Consider the following 15,468-nt stretch of genomic DNA (forward strand, 5'->3'; position numbering starts at 1 on the left):
CGTGAAGGCGGCCGTACCGTCGGTGCCGGTACCGTTACCGAAATCATCGAGTAGGTTATGCGCGATAACATCATTATGCAGTGCGGCGAATGTAAACGTCGAAATTACACAACGACGCGAAACAAGCGTACGCACCAGGAAAAATATCTCATCCGGAAGTACTGCCCCCACTGCCGAAAGCATACGGAGCACAAGGAGAGTAAATAAGGTGAGGTAGGCCAGTAGCTCAATTGGCTAGAGCACCGGTCTCCAAAACCGGGGGCTGGGGGTTCGAGTCCCTCCTGGCCTGCCAGATTTAGTGAAGGAAAGGTGACCTTATGGCGAACATCGTCGAGCGACCCAAACAGATGTGGGAAGACATGAAGACACGCTGGCGGGAAATCCGTCAGGAGATGAAAAAGGTGTCATTCCCCAGCCAGAAGGAAGTATTTGGAACCACGACCATGGTGATCGTTTCCAGCTTTGTGCTGGCCGTGTTTCTCTGGATTGCCGACTATGTATTCCAGCATATCATCATGCTGATTTTTAAGAAGTTCGGAGTGTAAATGTCGAAGAATCTGAAGTGGTACATCGTCCATACCTATTCCGGGTTTGAGGACAGGGTCAAACAGACCCTGGAACAGCGAATCGACGCCCGGAATCTGGGGGATTACTTCGGTGAAATCAAGGTGCCGAAGGAGACGGTGATCGAACTCAAGGCCGGGAAGAAAAAGGAAGTCGAACGGAAATTCTTCCCCGGTTATATTCTTGTCGAGATTGAGACCATAGCCGGTCCCGACGGAAAACCAAAGATTCCGGAAGAGGCCTGGTATCTCGTTCGGCATACTCCCAAGGTTACCGGGTTTGTCGGGGGAGGAAAGCATCCGGCTCCACTCACCGATGATGAAGTAAAACAGATTCTTCACCACGTCGAAGTTACAAAGGAAAAGCCCAAACCCAAGGAAGTCTTCGAGCTGGGCGAACTGGTTCGGATCACCGAAGGTCCCTTCGCGAATTTTACGGGAAAGATCGAAGATGTGAATGTTGATCGCTCCACCCTGAAGGTTTCCGTGACCATTTTCGGCCGCTCAACCCCGGTTGAGCTGACCTTTTACCAAGTTCAGAAATTGTAGGAGTTACCATGGCAAAGAAGGTCATTGGACAGATCAAGTTACAGATTCCGGCGGGAGCCGCAACACCGGCTCCTCCGGTAGGGCCCGCGCTGGGTCAGGCCGGAGTCAACATTATGGAGTTCTGCAAGGCGTTCAATGCCAGGACGCAGAAAGATCAGGGATTGATTATTCCGGTCGTGATCACGGTCTATTCAGACCGTTCCTTCACCTTTGTGACCAAGACTCCTCCCGCTCCGGTGCTGATCATGAAAGCCATCGGACTCGAGAAGGCAAGCGGAGAGCCCAACCGGAACAAAGTCGGAAAAATTACGCGTGAACAGATAAAGAAAATCGCCCAGCTGAAGATGCCGGATCTGAATGCCGGTGACCTGGCGGCGGCCGAAAAAATGATTGAAGGAACGGCACGCTCCATGGGCGTTGATGTAGTGGACTGAGGAGGAACTGTGGCAAAGCACGGAAAAGTCTACAACAAGGCATCCGAATCCATGAAGGGTTCGGTCATGCCCCTGAAAAACGCAGTTGCGGCCATCAAGGAACATCCATGCGCCAAGTTTGACGAAACCGTTGAACTTACCATGCGTCTGGGTGTCGATCCCCGGCACGCCGATCAGATGGTGCGCGTCTCCATTGTTCCGCCCCATGGGATCGGCAAGTCCAAGCGGGTTCTTGTTATCGCCCAGGGAGACCATGCCAAGGCAGCTCAGGAAGCTGGTGCGGATCTGGTGGGTGGCGAAGAGATGGTCGAGAAAATCCAGGAAGGTTTTCTCGATTTTGATGCCGTGATTACCACTCCTGACATGATGAAATTTGTCGGGAAGCTGGGTAAGGTACTCGGGCCCCGCGGCCTGATGCCCAACCCCAAGACCGGTACTGTCACGACGAATATCGCCGATGCCATCAGCGAAATCAAGGCTGGAAAGCTTGATTTTCGTGTGGATAAGTTTGGAACGATCCATGTAGGAACCGGCAAGCTTTCCTTTGAAGCTGACAAGCTGGAAGAAAACATCCGGGCGGTCGTTCAGGCTGTTATGAAGGCAAGACCCGTTTCGGCCAAGGGGCGATACGTGAAAAAGGCCTTTCTAGGCTCCACCATGGGTCCTGGGATCCAGCTGGACCTTGCAGATCTGGAGGTGTTGTAATGCTTCGAGCCGAACGCGTTGCCCGAACCAACATTCTTGCGGACAAGCTGAAGGACCAGAACAACGTGTTTCTTCTGAACTTTAAAGGAATCAACGTTCCTGATATCACCCAGCTGAGGCATGACCTCCGCAGTGTGGACGCTGAGTACGTAGTCGTGAAGAACCGTCTTATGAAGAGAGTGATCGCGGAATCCGAACTGGAAGGTCTGCAATCCTTTCTCCAGGGGCCGACGGCCATTGTTATCGCAAAGGGTGATCCCGTAGAACCCTCGAAAAAGCTTGTCGAATTTGCCAAAACTCATCCCGATTTCCAGTTTAAGGCGGGAAGTGTGGAAGGCAAGGTCGTGGATGCAGCAACCCTCGTCGAGCTCTCCAAGATGCCGTCCAAAGAAGTACTGGTTTCCAAGCTGCTCTATATCCTGCAATCGCCGTTGAGACGCCTGGTTACCGCACTCAATACTCCGGTGCAAAATTTCGTTTCCGTCCTTCACCAGGTTTCGGAACATAAATAAATAACATTTTTTGGAGGTTTTTCCATGGCAGACATCACGAAAGAAAAGGTGGTCGAGTTCATCAAAGGCATGACCGTCATCGAGCTCAACGAGCTCGTAAAGACCCTCGAGGATGAATTCGGCGTTTCGGCCGCCGCGGCTATGATGCCCGCCGCCGGCATGATGGCCGGTGCCGTTGCCGGTGCAGCCGCTCCCGCGGAAGAAAAAACTGAATTCGACGTCATTCTCACCGGTGTTGGCGACAAGAAGATCAACGTGATTAAGGTTGTCCGGGAAGTCACCACCCTCGGACTGAAGGAAGCAAAAGATCTCGTTGACAGCGTTCCCGGCACGGTGAAGGAAGCCGTCCCGAAGGATGAGGCGGAGTCCATTAAGAAAAAGTTTGAAGAAGTCGGCGCGACGGTCGAAATTAAGTAAGAAGTTCAATCAATCCCATGGATCATCAGCTTTGCTGTTGTCCATGGGATTAGTGTCTTCGCTCACCAACTGAAGGAGCCCTTCATGAGCAAACCCGTCGAACGAGTAGACTTTGCAAACATTAAGACCCACATTCCTGTACCGAACCTCATTCAGGTTCAGAAGGAGAGCTATGACCAGTTTCTCCAGATGGACCTTCTTCCAGAGGAGCGGGAAACGCTGGGTCTGCAGTCGGTTTTCAAGTCCATCTTTCCCTTTTCCAATTTCCGAGAAACCTGCAGCATCGATTTTATGCACTATACGATCGGTGACTGGCAGTGCCGATGTGGCAAACTTCAGGGTCTGCAGTTTATGCGACTCACCTGCAGAGCCTGCGGGTATGCCATTCCCATTAAGGACCATCAGGAACACCTCCAGGTGTGCTCAAAGTGCGGGCATCAGAACGATTACAACCCGACACTCTGTTCCTCCTGCGGGTATCCCGTGGATCTTCGCCTCCCCTTTACGCCGGAGGAGTGCCTGGAGAGAGGGTTGACCTATGCGGCCCCTCTGAGGGTCACCTTCCGCATGTTCTTTTATGACAAGACACCTACGGGGAAGAGCAAGGTCAAGGATGTCAAGCAGGAAGAGGTCTTTTTCGGTGATGTTCCTCTGATGACCGATACCGGTACCTTTATTATTAACGGTACCGAGAGGGTTGTCGTGTCCCAGCTCCATCGTTCGCCCGGAGTCTTTTTCACCCAGGAAGGTCCCTACCATTTCATGGGGAAGATCATTCCGTACCGCGGATCCTGGGTTGAGTTCGAATTCGACCGAAAAGGGATCCTCTACGTCCGTATCGATCGCCGCAGGAAGATTATCGGTTCGATCTTCCTTCGATGCCTGGGCCTCTCCACCGACGAGGAAATGATCCGCAGGTTCTACGCCACGGTAACCATGCGTCCGAATGAGACGGGTCTGGATCTCACATTCTCCAGAGCGGTTCTGGACCAGGAACAGGTGAAAGAGAAGGAACGGACCCTTACCGGTCAGGCGGTCACCACAAAGGTCTTTGCCGGGGTTAAATGGGACAAGCACCTGCAGGAAGAGCTTCGGACCAAGGGAAAAGCAACCCGTTCGGTCAAATTTTCCCAGGTGGTTCAGGGAAGATTCGTTCATGACGTTGTGGATCTGAAGACCGGAGAGGTTCTCTTTGAAGCCAACGATCCGATTCCCAAGACCTTTATCACGACCTTCCAGGAACATGGGATCGAGGAAGCCGATATCTATTTCCCGCAATGGGACATAGCTGCGGATGTCCTTTCCAATACTCTCGAAAAGGATATGACCTCGGATCGGGATGAAGCTCTGTTAGAGTTTTACAAGCGGATGCGGCCCGGGGAACCCCCCACACGGGATAATGCACAGGCTCTCTTTCAGTCTACGTTTTTTGATGACAGGCGGTATGACTTTTCTGAAGTCGGCCGTTTTAAATTCAACATCAAGCTCGATGTAAACTCACCCATCAATGAAAAGGTACTTCAGCCCGAGGATTATCACACGGTCGTGAACTACCTTTTCCGACTCCGCAAGGGGATCGGGTACGTTGATGACATTGATAACCTTGGAAACCGCAGGGTGAAACCCGTGGGTGAACTCCTTGAAAACCAGTTCCGCATCGGTGTGGTTCGAATGGAACGGGCGATCAAGGAAAAGATGTCCGTCCTTCAGGACCTGTCCAATGCCATGCCTCGCGATGTGGTCAATGCCAAGCCGGCGATGGCGGCGGTCAAAGAGTTCTTCGGATCCAGTCAGCTTTCCCAGTTTATGGATCAGACGAATCCTCTGGCGGAAATCACCCATAAGCGGCGACTGTCCGCTCTGGGGCCTGGCGGTCTTTCCCGGAAACGAGCGGGATTTGAGGTTCGCGACGTTCACACCACCCATTATGGTCGAATCTGCCCTATTGAAACACCTGAAGGTCCCAATATCGGACTGATTTCCTCCCTTGCCACATTTGCCAGGATCAACCGCTATGGGTTCCTGGAAAGCCCTTATAAAAAGGTGGAAAACGGCCAGGTTCTTGACCATCTCAGGATTACCCGGCCAGGCGAATCCTCCTTCAAAATCGATCAGGTTGTTTTAAGGGACGAATTTGAAAAAGAAAATGCATCTCTGAAGAAAAAGAAGAAGATGCTGGCGGCCGCCGAACCCTATGCATTTTACCTTTCCGCCTGGGAAGAAGAACGGTATATCATCGCACAGGCCAACGCGAAGCTGGATGACAAGGGTCATATCCTTACCGATCAGGTGATTGCCCGGTTCGGGGGAGAATTTGTGACCGTGGAAAAGAGTAAGGTCGATTATATCGACGTTTCACCCAAACAGCTGGTTTCTGTGGCCACGGCGCTGATTCCCTTCCTGGAGCACGACGATGCCAACCGGGCTCTCATGGGGTCCAACATGCAGAGGCAGGCTGTCCCCCTCATTAAATCCGAATCACCCATCGTGGGAACCGGTCTGGAATCCATGGTGGCGCGAGATTCAGGCTCCGTGGTTGTCTGCAAACGTGCCGGAGTCGTGGAAGCCGTGGATGCCGAAAGGATCATCGTCCGCGTCGAGGGTAAAGATCTTGCCACCGGAGAGGCCAAGGAATTCGGGGCGGATATCTATCCCCTGATCAAGTACAAGCGCTCCAACCAGAATACCTGCATCAATCAGGTCCCCATTGTCACCAAGGGGGATCGAGTGGATATCGGCCAGATCCTTGCCGATGGTCCCTGCACCGAACTTGGCGAGCTGGCCCTTGGACGCAACGTGCTCTGTGCCTTTATGCCCTGGCGCGGATACAACTACGAGGATGCTATTCTCATCAGTGAGCGGATCGTAAAGGAAGACGCTTTTACCTCAATCCACATCGAGGAATTCGAATGTGAGGCGAGAGATACGAAACTGGGACCCGAAGAAATCACACGGGATATCCCCAACGTATCGGACTCCGCCCTGAAGGATCTTGATGAGAGTGGAATCGTATGCATCGGTGCCGAAGTCAAGACCGGGAGTATCCTGGTCGGCCGGGTGACCCCCAAGGGGGAAACCCACCTTTCTCCGGAAGAGAAGCTCCTCCGAGCCATCTTTGGGGAAAAGGCCGGAGATGTGAAAGATGCTTCCCTTCGCGTGCCTCCGGGTATCGAAGGCCGGATTGTCAATGTAAGGATCTTCTACAGGAAGGGTGTGGAGAAGGATCTGCGTGCCCTTCATATCGAAGAAGAGTTTGAAACAAAGCTTGAACGAAACTTTAAGGATCAGGAACGGATTTTCATCGAAGAGCGGAATAAAAATATCTTTCAGCTTCTTCAGGGAATCAAACCCACTGCCGCCGTCAAGGATCCCAAGACGGGGAAAACACTCGTCAAGAAGGGGGAAACCTTCAGCCTCGAGACCGTTCTGGCCCTTGATTCCAAGACTCTCAAGTCTCTCCCCATCAATGACCAGGTCGTGAAGGAAGAGATTGCCAGCATCGTGAGCCGTACGGCCGCAAAGCTGGAGGTACTGAAAAAGGACATCCAGGATAAGGTGGAAAACCTTCACAGCGGGGAAGAACTCTCTCCCGGCGTGATCAAGAAGGTCAAGGTCTTTGTTGCCATGAAGCGAAAACTTAACGTTGGCGACAAGATGGCTGGAAGGCACGGCAACAAGGGCGTTATTTCCCGGATCGTTCCCGAAGAGGATATGCCTTACCTGAACGATGGAACTCCCGTGGATATCGTGCTGAATCCCCTGGGCGTTCCCAGCCGAATGAATGTCGGTCAGATTCTCGAAACCCATCTCGGGTGGGCCGGAGCCGTTCTTGGCCTGAAGTTTACCTCTCCCGTTTTTGATGGTGCCCACGAGAGTAAGATCAAGGGGTACCTCGAAAAGGCCAACCTTCCATTGGAGGGAAAGGCCACCGTTTATGACGGCATGACGGGAATGGCCTTCGATCAGAAGGTGACGGTAGGTTTCATCTACATGATGAAGCTGGTCCACATGGTGGACGATAAGATCCATGCCCGAAGTATCGGCCCTTACTCTCTCATCACCCAACAGCCCCTGGGCGGTAAGGCTCAGTTTGGCGGCCAGCGCTTTGGAGAAATGGAAGTCTGGGCTCTGGAATCCTACGGGGCAGCCTATACCCTTCAGGAGTTCCTGACCTACAAGTCCGACGATGTTGAAGGAAGAACGAAGCTCTACGAGGCTGTGGTCAAGGGGAAAGTCCCCGACGATCCCGGCATTCCCGAATCGTTTAACGTACTGATCAGAGAACTGCGTTCCCTCTGTCTGGACGTTGAGCTGTTGACCGTATAAGGAGGCCAGAGTGACTAACGGGATCATGACTGATAAAAGTCCTGAAATCATCGATTTCAACGCGGTCCGTGTCTCACTGGCGTCTCCCGAGAAGATACGCCAGTGGTCGCACGGTGAAGTAACCAAACCGGAAACGATCAACTATCGAACCTTTAAACCGGAAAAAGATGGTCTTTTCTGCGCGAAAATTTTCGGGCCCGTCAATGACTGGGAGTGCCTCTGCGGCAAGTACAAGCGGATGAAGTACAAAGGGATCATCTGTGACAAGTGCGGAGTCGAAGTCACGCGATCCAGGGTTCGACGGGAACGGATGGGCCATATTGAGCTCGCCTCCCCGGTTGCCCACATCTGGTTTTTCAAGGGCACGCCTTCCCGCATGTGCTATATCCTCGATCTTTCGGTCCGAGCTCTGGAGGGGGTTCTCTATTACGAGCGTTACCTCGTGGTGGACCCGGGCGATACGGCCCTCAAACCCCTGCAGATCCTGACGGAAGAGGAGTATCGGGAAGCCCTTTCGGAATACGGAGACAACTTTGAAGCCGGTATGGGTGCCGAGGCGGTCCAGGCGGTTCTTCAGCAGATCGATCTCGACGATCTGGCGGAAGATCTCCGGATCGAAATGACAACGACCAAGTCCAAGCAGAAACGACTGAAGACGGCCAAGCGCCTCAAAATCGTCGATGCCTTCCGGAATTCGGGTCAGCGTCCCGAGTGGATGATCCTCAGTGTCATCCCGGTTCTCCCTCCCGACCTCCGCCCCCTTGTCCCCCTGGACGGCGGTCGCTTCGCTACTTCCGACCTGAACGATCTCTACCGAAGGGTAATCAACCGAAACAACCGTCTGAAGAAGCTTCTGGATCTTCGTGCCCCCGAAGTCATCGTTCGAAATGAAAAGCGTATGCTTCAGGAAGCTGTCGACGCGCTCTTCGATAACGGAAGGCGCGGACGGGCTGTGAAGGGATCCAATAACCGCCCCCTGAAGTCCCTCTCGGACAACCTCAAGGGAAAGCAGGGCCGTTTCCGTCAAAACCTTCTCGGAAAGCGTGTCGATTATTCGGGGCGGTCGGTCATCGTCGTCGGACCCGATCTCAAATTGAGCCAGTGCGGTCTGCCCAAAATCATGGCTCTTGAGTTATTTAAACCGTTTATTTACGCAAAACTTCAGTCCATGGGTGTCGCCAACACGATCAAGGCCACCAAGGAACTGGTTGAAAAGCAGGAAGACGTCGTATGGGACGCGCTGGAAGCCGTCACACGGGAACATCCCATTCTGCTCAACCGTGCCCCGACGCTCCATCGTCTCGGAATTCAAGCCTTCGAACCCCTCCTGGTAGAGGGAAAGGCTCTTCAGATCCATCCGCTTGTCTGCCCTGCCTTTAATGCTGACTTTGACGGCGATCAGATGGCGGTTCACGTCCCCATTTCTCCCAAGGCACAGCTGGAAGCGCGGCTCCTCATGTTTGCGCCGCACAATGTGCTTTCCCCTGCCAACGGGAGGCCGCTGGCGGTTCCCACGCAGGACATGGTTCTGGGTCTGTACTATCTCACGATGTCCCGCGAGGGTATGCCGGGAGAAAACAAGATCTTTGGAACCAAGGAAGAAGTGATCCACGCCTACGAAGCGGAAGTGGTTCACCTGCATACACCGATTCAGTATCGCTATACCGGGTCTCTTATGGACCTCACGACCCAGCTGAACGATCAGATGGTCACACAGGCTTCCGTGATCCAAGTGGAAAATTACCTCCTGGAAACTTCGGTTGGCCGGGTCATCTTCAATGATCACCTTCCCCAGGAACTTCCCTTCATCAACGGGATCATCAAGAAAAAAGGCGTACAGGAACTGGTTCGGTACTGTTATCTGAACTACGGTCACGAAAATAGTGTGGAGCTTCTCGATGTGCTGAAAGAGCTCGGATTCAAGTACGCGACACGGGGAGGCATCTCCTTCGGTCTGGAAGACATGGTCGTTCCCGATAAAAAGGACTCGCTGATTAAGGATACCTACAACCGGATCAAGGATATCGAAAAGTTGAGGGCGGTGGGTTCCATCACCGCTGGTGAACGCCATAACAAGATCATCGACGAATGGCACGCCGTGACCGAACGCGTCGCCAAGGAGATGTTTTCCAAAATGGTAACGGTGGCCAAGGAAACGAATGAAATCAATCCCATCATGGTCATGGTGGACTCGGGTGCCCGAGGCTCCAAAGAACAGGTTCGCCAGCTTGCCGGAATGCGTGGCCTGATGTCCAAACCTTCCGGTGAAGTCATGGAGACGCCGATTACGGCAAACTTCCGTGAAGGCCTTTCCGTACTGCAGTACTTTATTTCGACCCATGGCGCCCGAAAGGGATTGGCCGATACGGCTCTGAAAACGGCCGATTCGGGGTACCTGACGCGCCGACTGGTCGATGTTTCGCAGGACACGATGGTCCTGGAGTACGACTGTGGAACGCTGGACGGAATCTACGCCCGCGCGATTATTGAGGCAGGTGAGATTCTGGAAAGCCTTGCTGATCGTATTGTGGGCCGTGTATCCCAGCAGGATGTCCTCGATCCGCTAACAGGAGACGTGATTGTTTCCACAAACGATCTGATCGACGAAACGGCCGCTTCCACCATTCAGGAAGCCGGTATCGAGGAAGTCAAGATCCGTTCGGTTCTCACCTGTGAAAGCCGGCACGGAGTCTGCCAGCTCTGTTACGGCCGCGATCTTTCCACCGGAAAAATCGTGGATCTTGGGACTGCGGTCGGTATTATCGCCGCACAGTCCATCGGTGAGCCCGGAACCCAGCTTACGATGCGGACCTTCCACTACGGCGGTACCGCGGCGGGCGCCAAGGAGCAGACTCAGCGGGAAGCCCGGTATCCCGGAACGGTCAAGTTTGAAAACGTCCAGAAGGTAACCAATAAGGACGGCGATTACGTCGTCGTCAACCGAAACGGCATCATCGTCATCCTGGATGAAAACAAACGGGAAAAGGATCGGTCTCCGGTATCCTATGGCTCCATCCTGAAGGTTATGGAAGGATCTAAGGTCGAACCGGGACAGCTTCTTCTGGAATGGGATCCCTATTCTTCCGTGATTCTGACGGAAATTGCCGGTACAGTTGAGTTCAAGGATATTGTCGAGGGCGAAAACGTTAAAGAAGAAGTGGACAAGGTCACCGGAAAGGCTTCCAAGATTGTCGTGGAAACCCTTACCCCGGAAAAACGCCTGCCTCACATTGTGGTGCAGGCTGATAAAGAATCGCGAAAGTACCTCCTGCCCGTCCACAGCCACCTGATGGTGGAAGGCGGACAGGCTGTTCAGCCCGGCGACGTTCTGGTAAAAATCCCCCGTGAATCGACGAAGACCAAGGACATTACCGGCGGTCTCCCCCGGGTCCAGGAGCTCTTTGAAGCCCGCCGCCCGAGGGACCCGGCCGTGGTTTCGGAAATTGACGGTGTCGTCCTTTACGGCTCTATTCAGAGAGGCATGAGGGAAATCATCGTCCAGGGAGAATTTGAAGAGCGGAAGTATCTCATCCCGCGTTCTTCCCACGTAACGGTCCAGAACGGTGAGTTCATCAAGGCCGGGGAACCCCTGAACGAAGGCCCGATCAACCCCCATGACATCCTGGCCATCAAGGGTGAAAAGAATCTTCAGTTCCACCTTGTGAACAAGATTCAGGAAGTTTACCGATCCCAGGGTGTTGATATCAACGACAAGCATGTTGAAGTCATCGTACGGCAGATGATGCGGCTGGTCCGCGTCGTCGAAGTTGGGGACACCCGATTCGTCGTGGATGAATACGTGGACCGTTTTGAGTTCCAGGAAGAAAACGACAGGGTCCTGGCCATGGCGGGAGAACCCGCACGGGCCACCCCGCTTCTCCTGGGCATCACCAAGGCCGCCCTGGCCACCGACTCCTGGATCTCCGCGGCTTCCTTCCAGGAGACCACCCGGGTGCTCACCGCCGCCGTCATTGGCGGCCAGGTGGACTACCTGCGGGGGTTGAAGGAAAACGTAGTTGTGGGTCGCACGATTCCGGTTGGAACGGGTTACCCCTTCTACCACCGGTACGCTCTCGAACCTGCGCAGATTCTGGAAAGAGAAGAGCCGCGTCCTTCCATCCTCGAAGAAGCGGAAAAGGTTGTCCGCGCCCGGCTTGAGATGATCCGGGGCCTGGAAGGCTCGGAGGAAGGTGAAGACAGCTAAGGTACAACGGTTTTACCATCAGGCCATGGTAAACCTTACGCCCCGGCACTGCCGGGGCTTTTTTATTCATATCAGCCAGTACCCTGAGTTATAATGAAACCTGAAGGGCTATAATTCCAAAATTCGCAATGATGACGGGGGAAGAGATGATGTATCCATTACTAAAGCCACAATTAGTTCCGTTTTGCCGTCGAATATCCCGAATCCCGTCTCTGTCCGCCACTATCTTCGCGGTCTTCCTTTTTTCGTTGCCATCCTGTACCACGAACCCCATACCGGCCGGTATGGATATCTCTTTATCAAACATCGAGCTCATCGAAGCAACGCTCTTTGAGACGACAATGCTGTTAACGGTCAGGATCATCAATGAAAATCCCGACCCACTCACTGTAACCGGAGGTGTCTACAAAGTCGACCTCAACGGGCTCAAGATCGGTAAAGGGGTAAGCGGTGAAATCCTGGAAATTCCCCGATTCTCGACAGGCACCACTACGGTTACCTTCCACATCAGCAATCTCGCGCTTTTGACAAGAGTGAAGGCACTGCTGGAGAATCAGTCGATCGGATACACGATCATCAGCCGTGTTTACACCAGAAGCGGGCAGCGGAACCGGCGAGTCTACCGGAAAAAAGAGGGTTTCCTGGACTTCAACGAGAAGGAAGAGAGTCTGGAACGGGAACCCGCATCGACAGCAAGTTTTTGAAAGGACAGTATGACTGGAGTACGACTAGGGACACGGTACCTGATTATCGATTAATCAATTTCTTCAGGATCCATAAACCGATTTCAAGCCCTCCCACTTCAGATTATTTTTCTGGAAGAGAGGGGTTCTCTGAACGATAACAGAAAAATAAATTCAGGCGATAGTAAACGTTGCCTTCTCGAGGAGGCGGGATCCGTCCTGGAGGGAGATTTCCACGCGGTCACCTCTTTGTATGCTAGCCACTCCTTCCGGAGTGCCGGTAAAGATCAGGTCCCCGGGTCTCAGGGGAAAGATGCGTCCGACATAGGACGGGATCTCCTCCAGGGGAATGATCATCTGATCTACGGTTCCCGATTGCCTGAGCTCCTCGTTGACATAGAGCTCGATCCTGAGGGTTTCCCGGTTCAGGAGGTGGGCCTCAAAAAAAGAACCCACAGGGGCGGACTGGTCAAAGGCTTTGGCCGCTTCCCAGGGGAGCGAACGGGCCTTTAAATCGGCCTGGATGTCGCGCAGGGTCAGGTCGACCCCGACACCAAAGGCATAACGGTTGTCATCCGGGTTGAGACACAGCATAACCAGCTCCACCTCGTGGTGGAGGTCTTTACCGTGGGACGGGTGAGTGACAGGGACGTCACGGTCGGCTTCGAGCTGGACGATGGCTGTGGCAGGTTTCATGAAAATGGAGGGGAGCTTGGTGGGGTCGGCCCCCATTTCTTTCGCGTGGGCGGCGTAGTTGCGGGTCAGACAGAAGATGCGGCCCGCTTCGACGGGGGCGGTCCCTTCCCTGTAAATGGTGCGAACGTGGATGGTCATTCGATCTCCTGGAATCAAGTATTAAACCGGGTCGGTTGAGCCGGGAGCGCATTCCCCAATGGCGGCAATATCCTGTGCGCCATAAACCAGTTCATTCAATCGTTTGAAAGCGTCAAGAAGAGCGGGAGGAGCATTGTCCGGAATGTGAAACCGGACAGAATCGGGGACCGGATGGCGGGGAAGGATGGTGATCCCGGTAAAACCTGCCTCATTCAGTGCATGGGAGAGCGTCTCCTGCTGCCACGGGTGGATATGTCCCGGGTCCTTGAAGAAATTGAAAAGTCCCGTGAGGCATCCGGTGTTCGGTACTTCGACGATCAGAAGTCCTCCCGGTTTGAGACGGGTATGAATCAGGTTCAGAAGGACGGAGGCCTGACCGGGAGGAAGATGTTCCAGAACATGAAAGAGGGTAACGCACCCGATCGATTGGGGTTCCGCTCTAGAGAGTACTTCGAAGAGGTCTCCGTGAATGACGGGGAGACCTTCCTCTTTCAGAGACCGTGCGAAGCTTTCGTTCTTTTCGATGCCCTGAGATGGGATGGCTTCCCTGGACAGAAGACGCAGAAATTCTCCACGGCCGCAGCCCAGATCCCACACCGGGTAATGCTCTCCAATGCGGTCGAGATAGAACGCAAGATCTTTCTCGATGGCTTCAACCGATCCCCGGAACCGGTCTTCAAACGCCGCATAGTCCAGATCGGCAGCCGCTTCCGGTGTGATTTTTTCCAGGGCTTTCTCCTGGGCCATGGACATGAACCGTCGGGTTCGCGCTAATGCCCATTCCGCTTTGGCATCGATACCGCCGAGAACAGCCTCGGTCTCTTCCTTCAGGGCGGGTACCACGCCGTCCCGAAGCTTTTCCACTTCACTCTGAAGAGAGCCGTGACTCTTTTGCACGTGTTCCTGGAGTCGAACGATATCTTCATGGAGCCGCGCGGTGTCGCGGGCGAGGGTTTCAATTTGCTTCTGCATCTCTTCTCCGGCGAAGGTATCCAGGAGGAAGAGGTTGAAATTTCTCTGCTGTTCGAGACGGGTAGCTAAGAAAAGATCCCCCGGCTTGCGGAGGATCTTTTTAAGAATCCGTATGAAAGGGTTCCCGTGACGGAGGTCTGCCGGGCGGTTTTCCGCCCAGGCCTCTCTCCACTCAGGATGGTTCTTCGGAGGTTGTTTCGCCACCTTCCGATTTTACCTCCACTTTTACCAGGGCTTCCACATCTCTGTGGAGTTTCACGGTCACGTCGTGGGAACCGATCCTGCGAATGGGCTCGGCAAGATGAATGCGGCGCTTGTCAATAATGATATGCATGGCTTCAAATTTTTCGGCAATATCGGAGGCCGTGATGCTTCCATACAGGTGGCCTTCTTCGCCAGCTTTCGCTTCGAATGTCAATATCTTTTCTTCAACCTGAGATTTCAGCTTTTCCGCCTGATCCCGTTCACGGAGCAGACGGACTTCCCAGACCTTTTTCTGCTGCTCAAGGCGCTTCATGTTGCCCTTTGTGGCTTCCCAGGCAAGGTTTTTCGGAATCAGGAAGTTTCTTGCATATCCAGGCTTGACGTCGATGACGTCACCCTGGTGTCCCAGAGTCTCGAAATCTTCAATCAGGATAATCTTCATGGTGGAGTCTCCTAGTCCTTGACAAAGGGCAGGAGAGCGATGATGCGCGCCTGCTTCACGGCCTTTTCCATCTGCCGCTGGTGCTTGGAGCACGTTCCCGTAACTCTTCGTCCCAGGATCTTGCCCCGTTCCATGGTGAACTGCTGAAGGAGCTCGATGTTTTTGTAATCGATGAACTTCATGCGCTCTTCACAGAACTTGCAGCGCTTTCGGCGTTGAAAATAGAATCTGCGTCCGCCCTCACTCATGGGTTACCTCCTCCGAAGCGGGTGTTTCACTTTCCTTTTTGGCCTGGAAAGGAATGGGAAGCTTGGCCTTGCGATAGTCCTCATCGATGCGGACAATGACATGACGGACCAGATGTTCCATCTGGTTCAGACGCATGTCAATGCGGGAAATGTTCCCCGAGGGACCCGAGAAGTAGATCAGGTAGTAGATTCCCTCGGTAACGCGCTTGATGGGGTAGGCAAGGCGCCGTTTGCGCCATTCCTTCATTTCGTGAAGTTCGCCGTGCTCGCGGACGGTTTTTTCAACCTGTTCCAGAAGAGCCTGTCGTTCACCCTCTTCCATGTCGGCGGGGACAATGAAGAGTAATTCGTAAATACGTCCGTCCATTGGACCTC

Annotated in this window: 15 protein-coding genes and 1 tRNA gene; 11 read left to right on the forward strand and 5 right to left on the reverse strand. The window is 53.6% G+C overall.

Annotated features, from left to right (window positions below):
- The first annotated feature begins 57 nt into the window (after window positions 1-57).
- The 11 genes from rpmG to PLD04_13280 all read left to right on the forward strand — a co-directional run bounded on the left by rpmG (window position 58) and on the right by PLD04_13280 (window position 12,414).
- Window positions 58-207 (forward strand): 50S ribosomal protein L33, encoded by a 150-nt coding sequence (rpmG, locus tag PLD04_13230; protein ID HXK69292.1) that lies wholly within the window; start codon window positions 58-60, stop codon window positions 205-207.
- Between the two features lie 8 nt (window positions 208-215).
- Window positions 216-292 (forward strand) — tRNA-Trp (locus tag PLD04_13235).
- A gap of 25 nt (window positions 293-317) precedes the next feature.
- Window positions 318-545, forward strand: coding sequence for a preprotein translocase subunit SecE (gene secE / locus PLD04_13240; GenBank protein HXK69293.1), 228 nt, complete (start codon window positions 318-320; stop codon window positions 543-545).
- Window positions 546-1,112, forward strand: coding sequence for a transcription termination/antitermination protein NusG (gene nusG, locus PLD04_13245; protein ID HXK69294.1), 567 nt, complete (start codon window positions 546-548; stop codon window positions 1,110-1,112).
- Window positions 1,113-1,120: 8 nt separating this feature from the next.
- Window positions 1,121-1,546: a 50S ribosomal protein L11 gene (rplK, locus tag PLD04_13250; GenBank protein HXK69295.1), complete on the forward strand. Its 426-nt coding sequence runs from the start codon at window positions 1,121-1,123 to the stop codon at window positions 1,544-1,546.
- A gap of 9 nt (window positions 1,547-1,555) precedes the next feature.
- On the forward strand, window positions 1,556-2,251 hold the full coding sequence (rplA, locus tag PLD04_13255; GenBank protein HXK69296.1) for a 50S ribosomal protein L1: 696 nt from the start codon (window positions 1,556-1,558) through the stop codon (window positions 2,249-2,251).
- Window positions 2,251-2,763, forward strand: a complete 513-nt coding sequence (gene rplJ / locus PLD04_13260; protein ID HXK69297.1) for a 50S ribosomal protein L10 — start codon at window positions 2,251-2,253, stop codon at window positions 2,761-2,763. Before rplA ends, rplJ begins: the two co-directional genes overlap by 1 nt.
- Window positions 2,764-2,787: 24 nt before the next feature.
- Window positions 2,788-3,180 (forward strand): 50S ribosomal protein L7/L12, encoded by a 393-nt coding sequence (rplL, locus tag PLD04_13265; GenBank protein ID HXK69298.1) that lies wholly within the window; start codon window positions 2,788-2,790, stop codon window positions 3,178-3,180.
- 84 nt (window positions 3,181-3,264) lie between these two features.
- The gene (rpoB, locus tag PLD04_13270) at window positions 3,265-7,506 is read left to right on the forward strand and encodes a DNA-directed RNA polymerase subunit beta (GenBank protein HXK69299.1); all 4,242 of its coding nucleotides are present in this window, start codon (window positions 3,265-3,267) and stop codon (window positions 7,504-7,506) included.
- 25 nt (window positions 7,507-7,531) lie between these two features.
- On the forward strand, window positions 7,532-11,710 hold the full coding sequence (gene rpoC, locus PLD04_13275; GenBank protein HXK69300.1) for a DNA-directed RNA polymerase subunit beta': 4,179 nt from the start codon (window positions 7,532-7,534) through the stop codon (window positions 11,708-11,710).
- 284 nt (window positions 11,711-11,994) lie between these two features.
- Window positions 11,995-12,414: an LEA type 2 family protein gene (locus PLD04_13280; GenBank protein HXK69301.1), complete on the forward strand. Its 420-nt coding sequence runs from the start codon at window positions 11,995-11,997 to the stop codon at window positions 12,412-12,414.
- Between the two features lie 153 nt (window positions 12,415-12,567).
- On the opposite strand, the gene PLD04_13285 is transcribed toward PLD04_13280, so the two are convergent.
- Genes PLD04_13285 through rpsF form a run of 5 tightly spaced genes read right to left on the reverse strand, consistent with a single transcriptional unit; the run spans window position 12,568 to window position 15,460 of the window.
- Complete coding sequence (locus PLD04_13285; GenBank protein HXK69302.1) at window positions 12,568-13,227, reverse strand: fumarylacetoacetate hydrolase family protein; 660 nt, start codon at window positions 13,225-13,227, stop codon at window positions 12,568-12,570.
- A 21-nt stretch (window positions 13,228-13,248) separates the two neighbouring features.
- Window positions 13,249-14,403, reverse strand: coding sequence for a class I SAM-dependent methyltransferase (locus tag PLD04_13290; GenBank protein HXK69303.1), 1,155 nt, complete (start codon window positions 14,401-14,403; stop codon window positions 13,249-13,251).
- Window positions 14,372-14,845, reverse strand: coding sequence for a 50S ribosomal protein L9 (gene rplI, locus PLD04_13295; protein HXK69304.1), 474 nt, complete (start codon window positions 14,843-14,845; stop codon window positions 14,372-14,374). The genes PLD04_13290 and rplI overlap by 32 nt, the downstream gene beginning before the upstream one ends.
- 11 nt (window positions 14,846-14,856) lie before the next feature.
- Window positions 14,857-15,093, reverse strand: a complete 237-nt coding sequence (gene rpsR / locus PLD04_13300; protein ID HXK69305.1) for a 30S ribosomal protein S18 — start codon at window positions 15,091-15,093, stop codon at window positions 14,857-14,859.
- Window positions 15,086-15,460, reverse strand: coding sequence for a 30S ribosomal protein S6 (rpsF, locus tag PLD04_13305; protein ID HXK69306.1), 375 nt, complete (start codon window positions 15,458-15,460; stop codon window positions 15,086-15,088). The genes rpsR and rpsF overlap by 8 nt, the downstream gene beginning before the upstream one ends.
- Window positions 15,461-15,468: the final 8 nt, after the last annotated feature.

The sequence above is a fragment of the Thermoanaerobaculia bacterium genome (assembly GCA_035593605.1).
Lineage (GTDB): Bacteria > Acidobacteriota > Thermoanaerobaculia > UBA2201 > DAOSWS01 > DAOSWS01.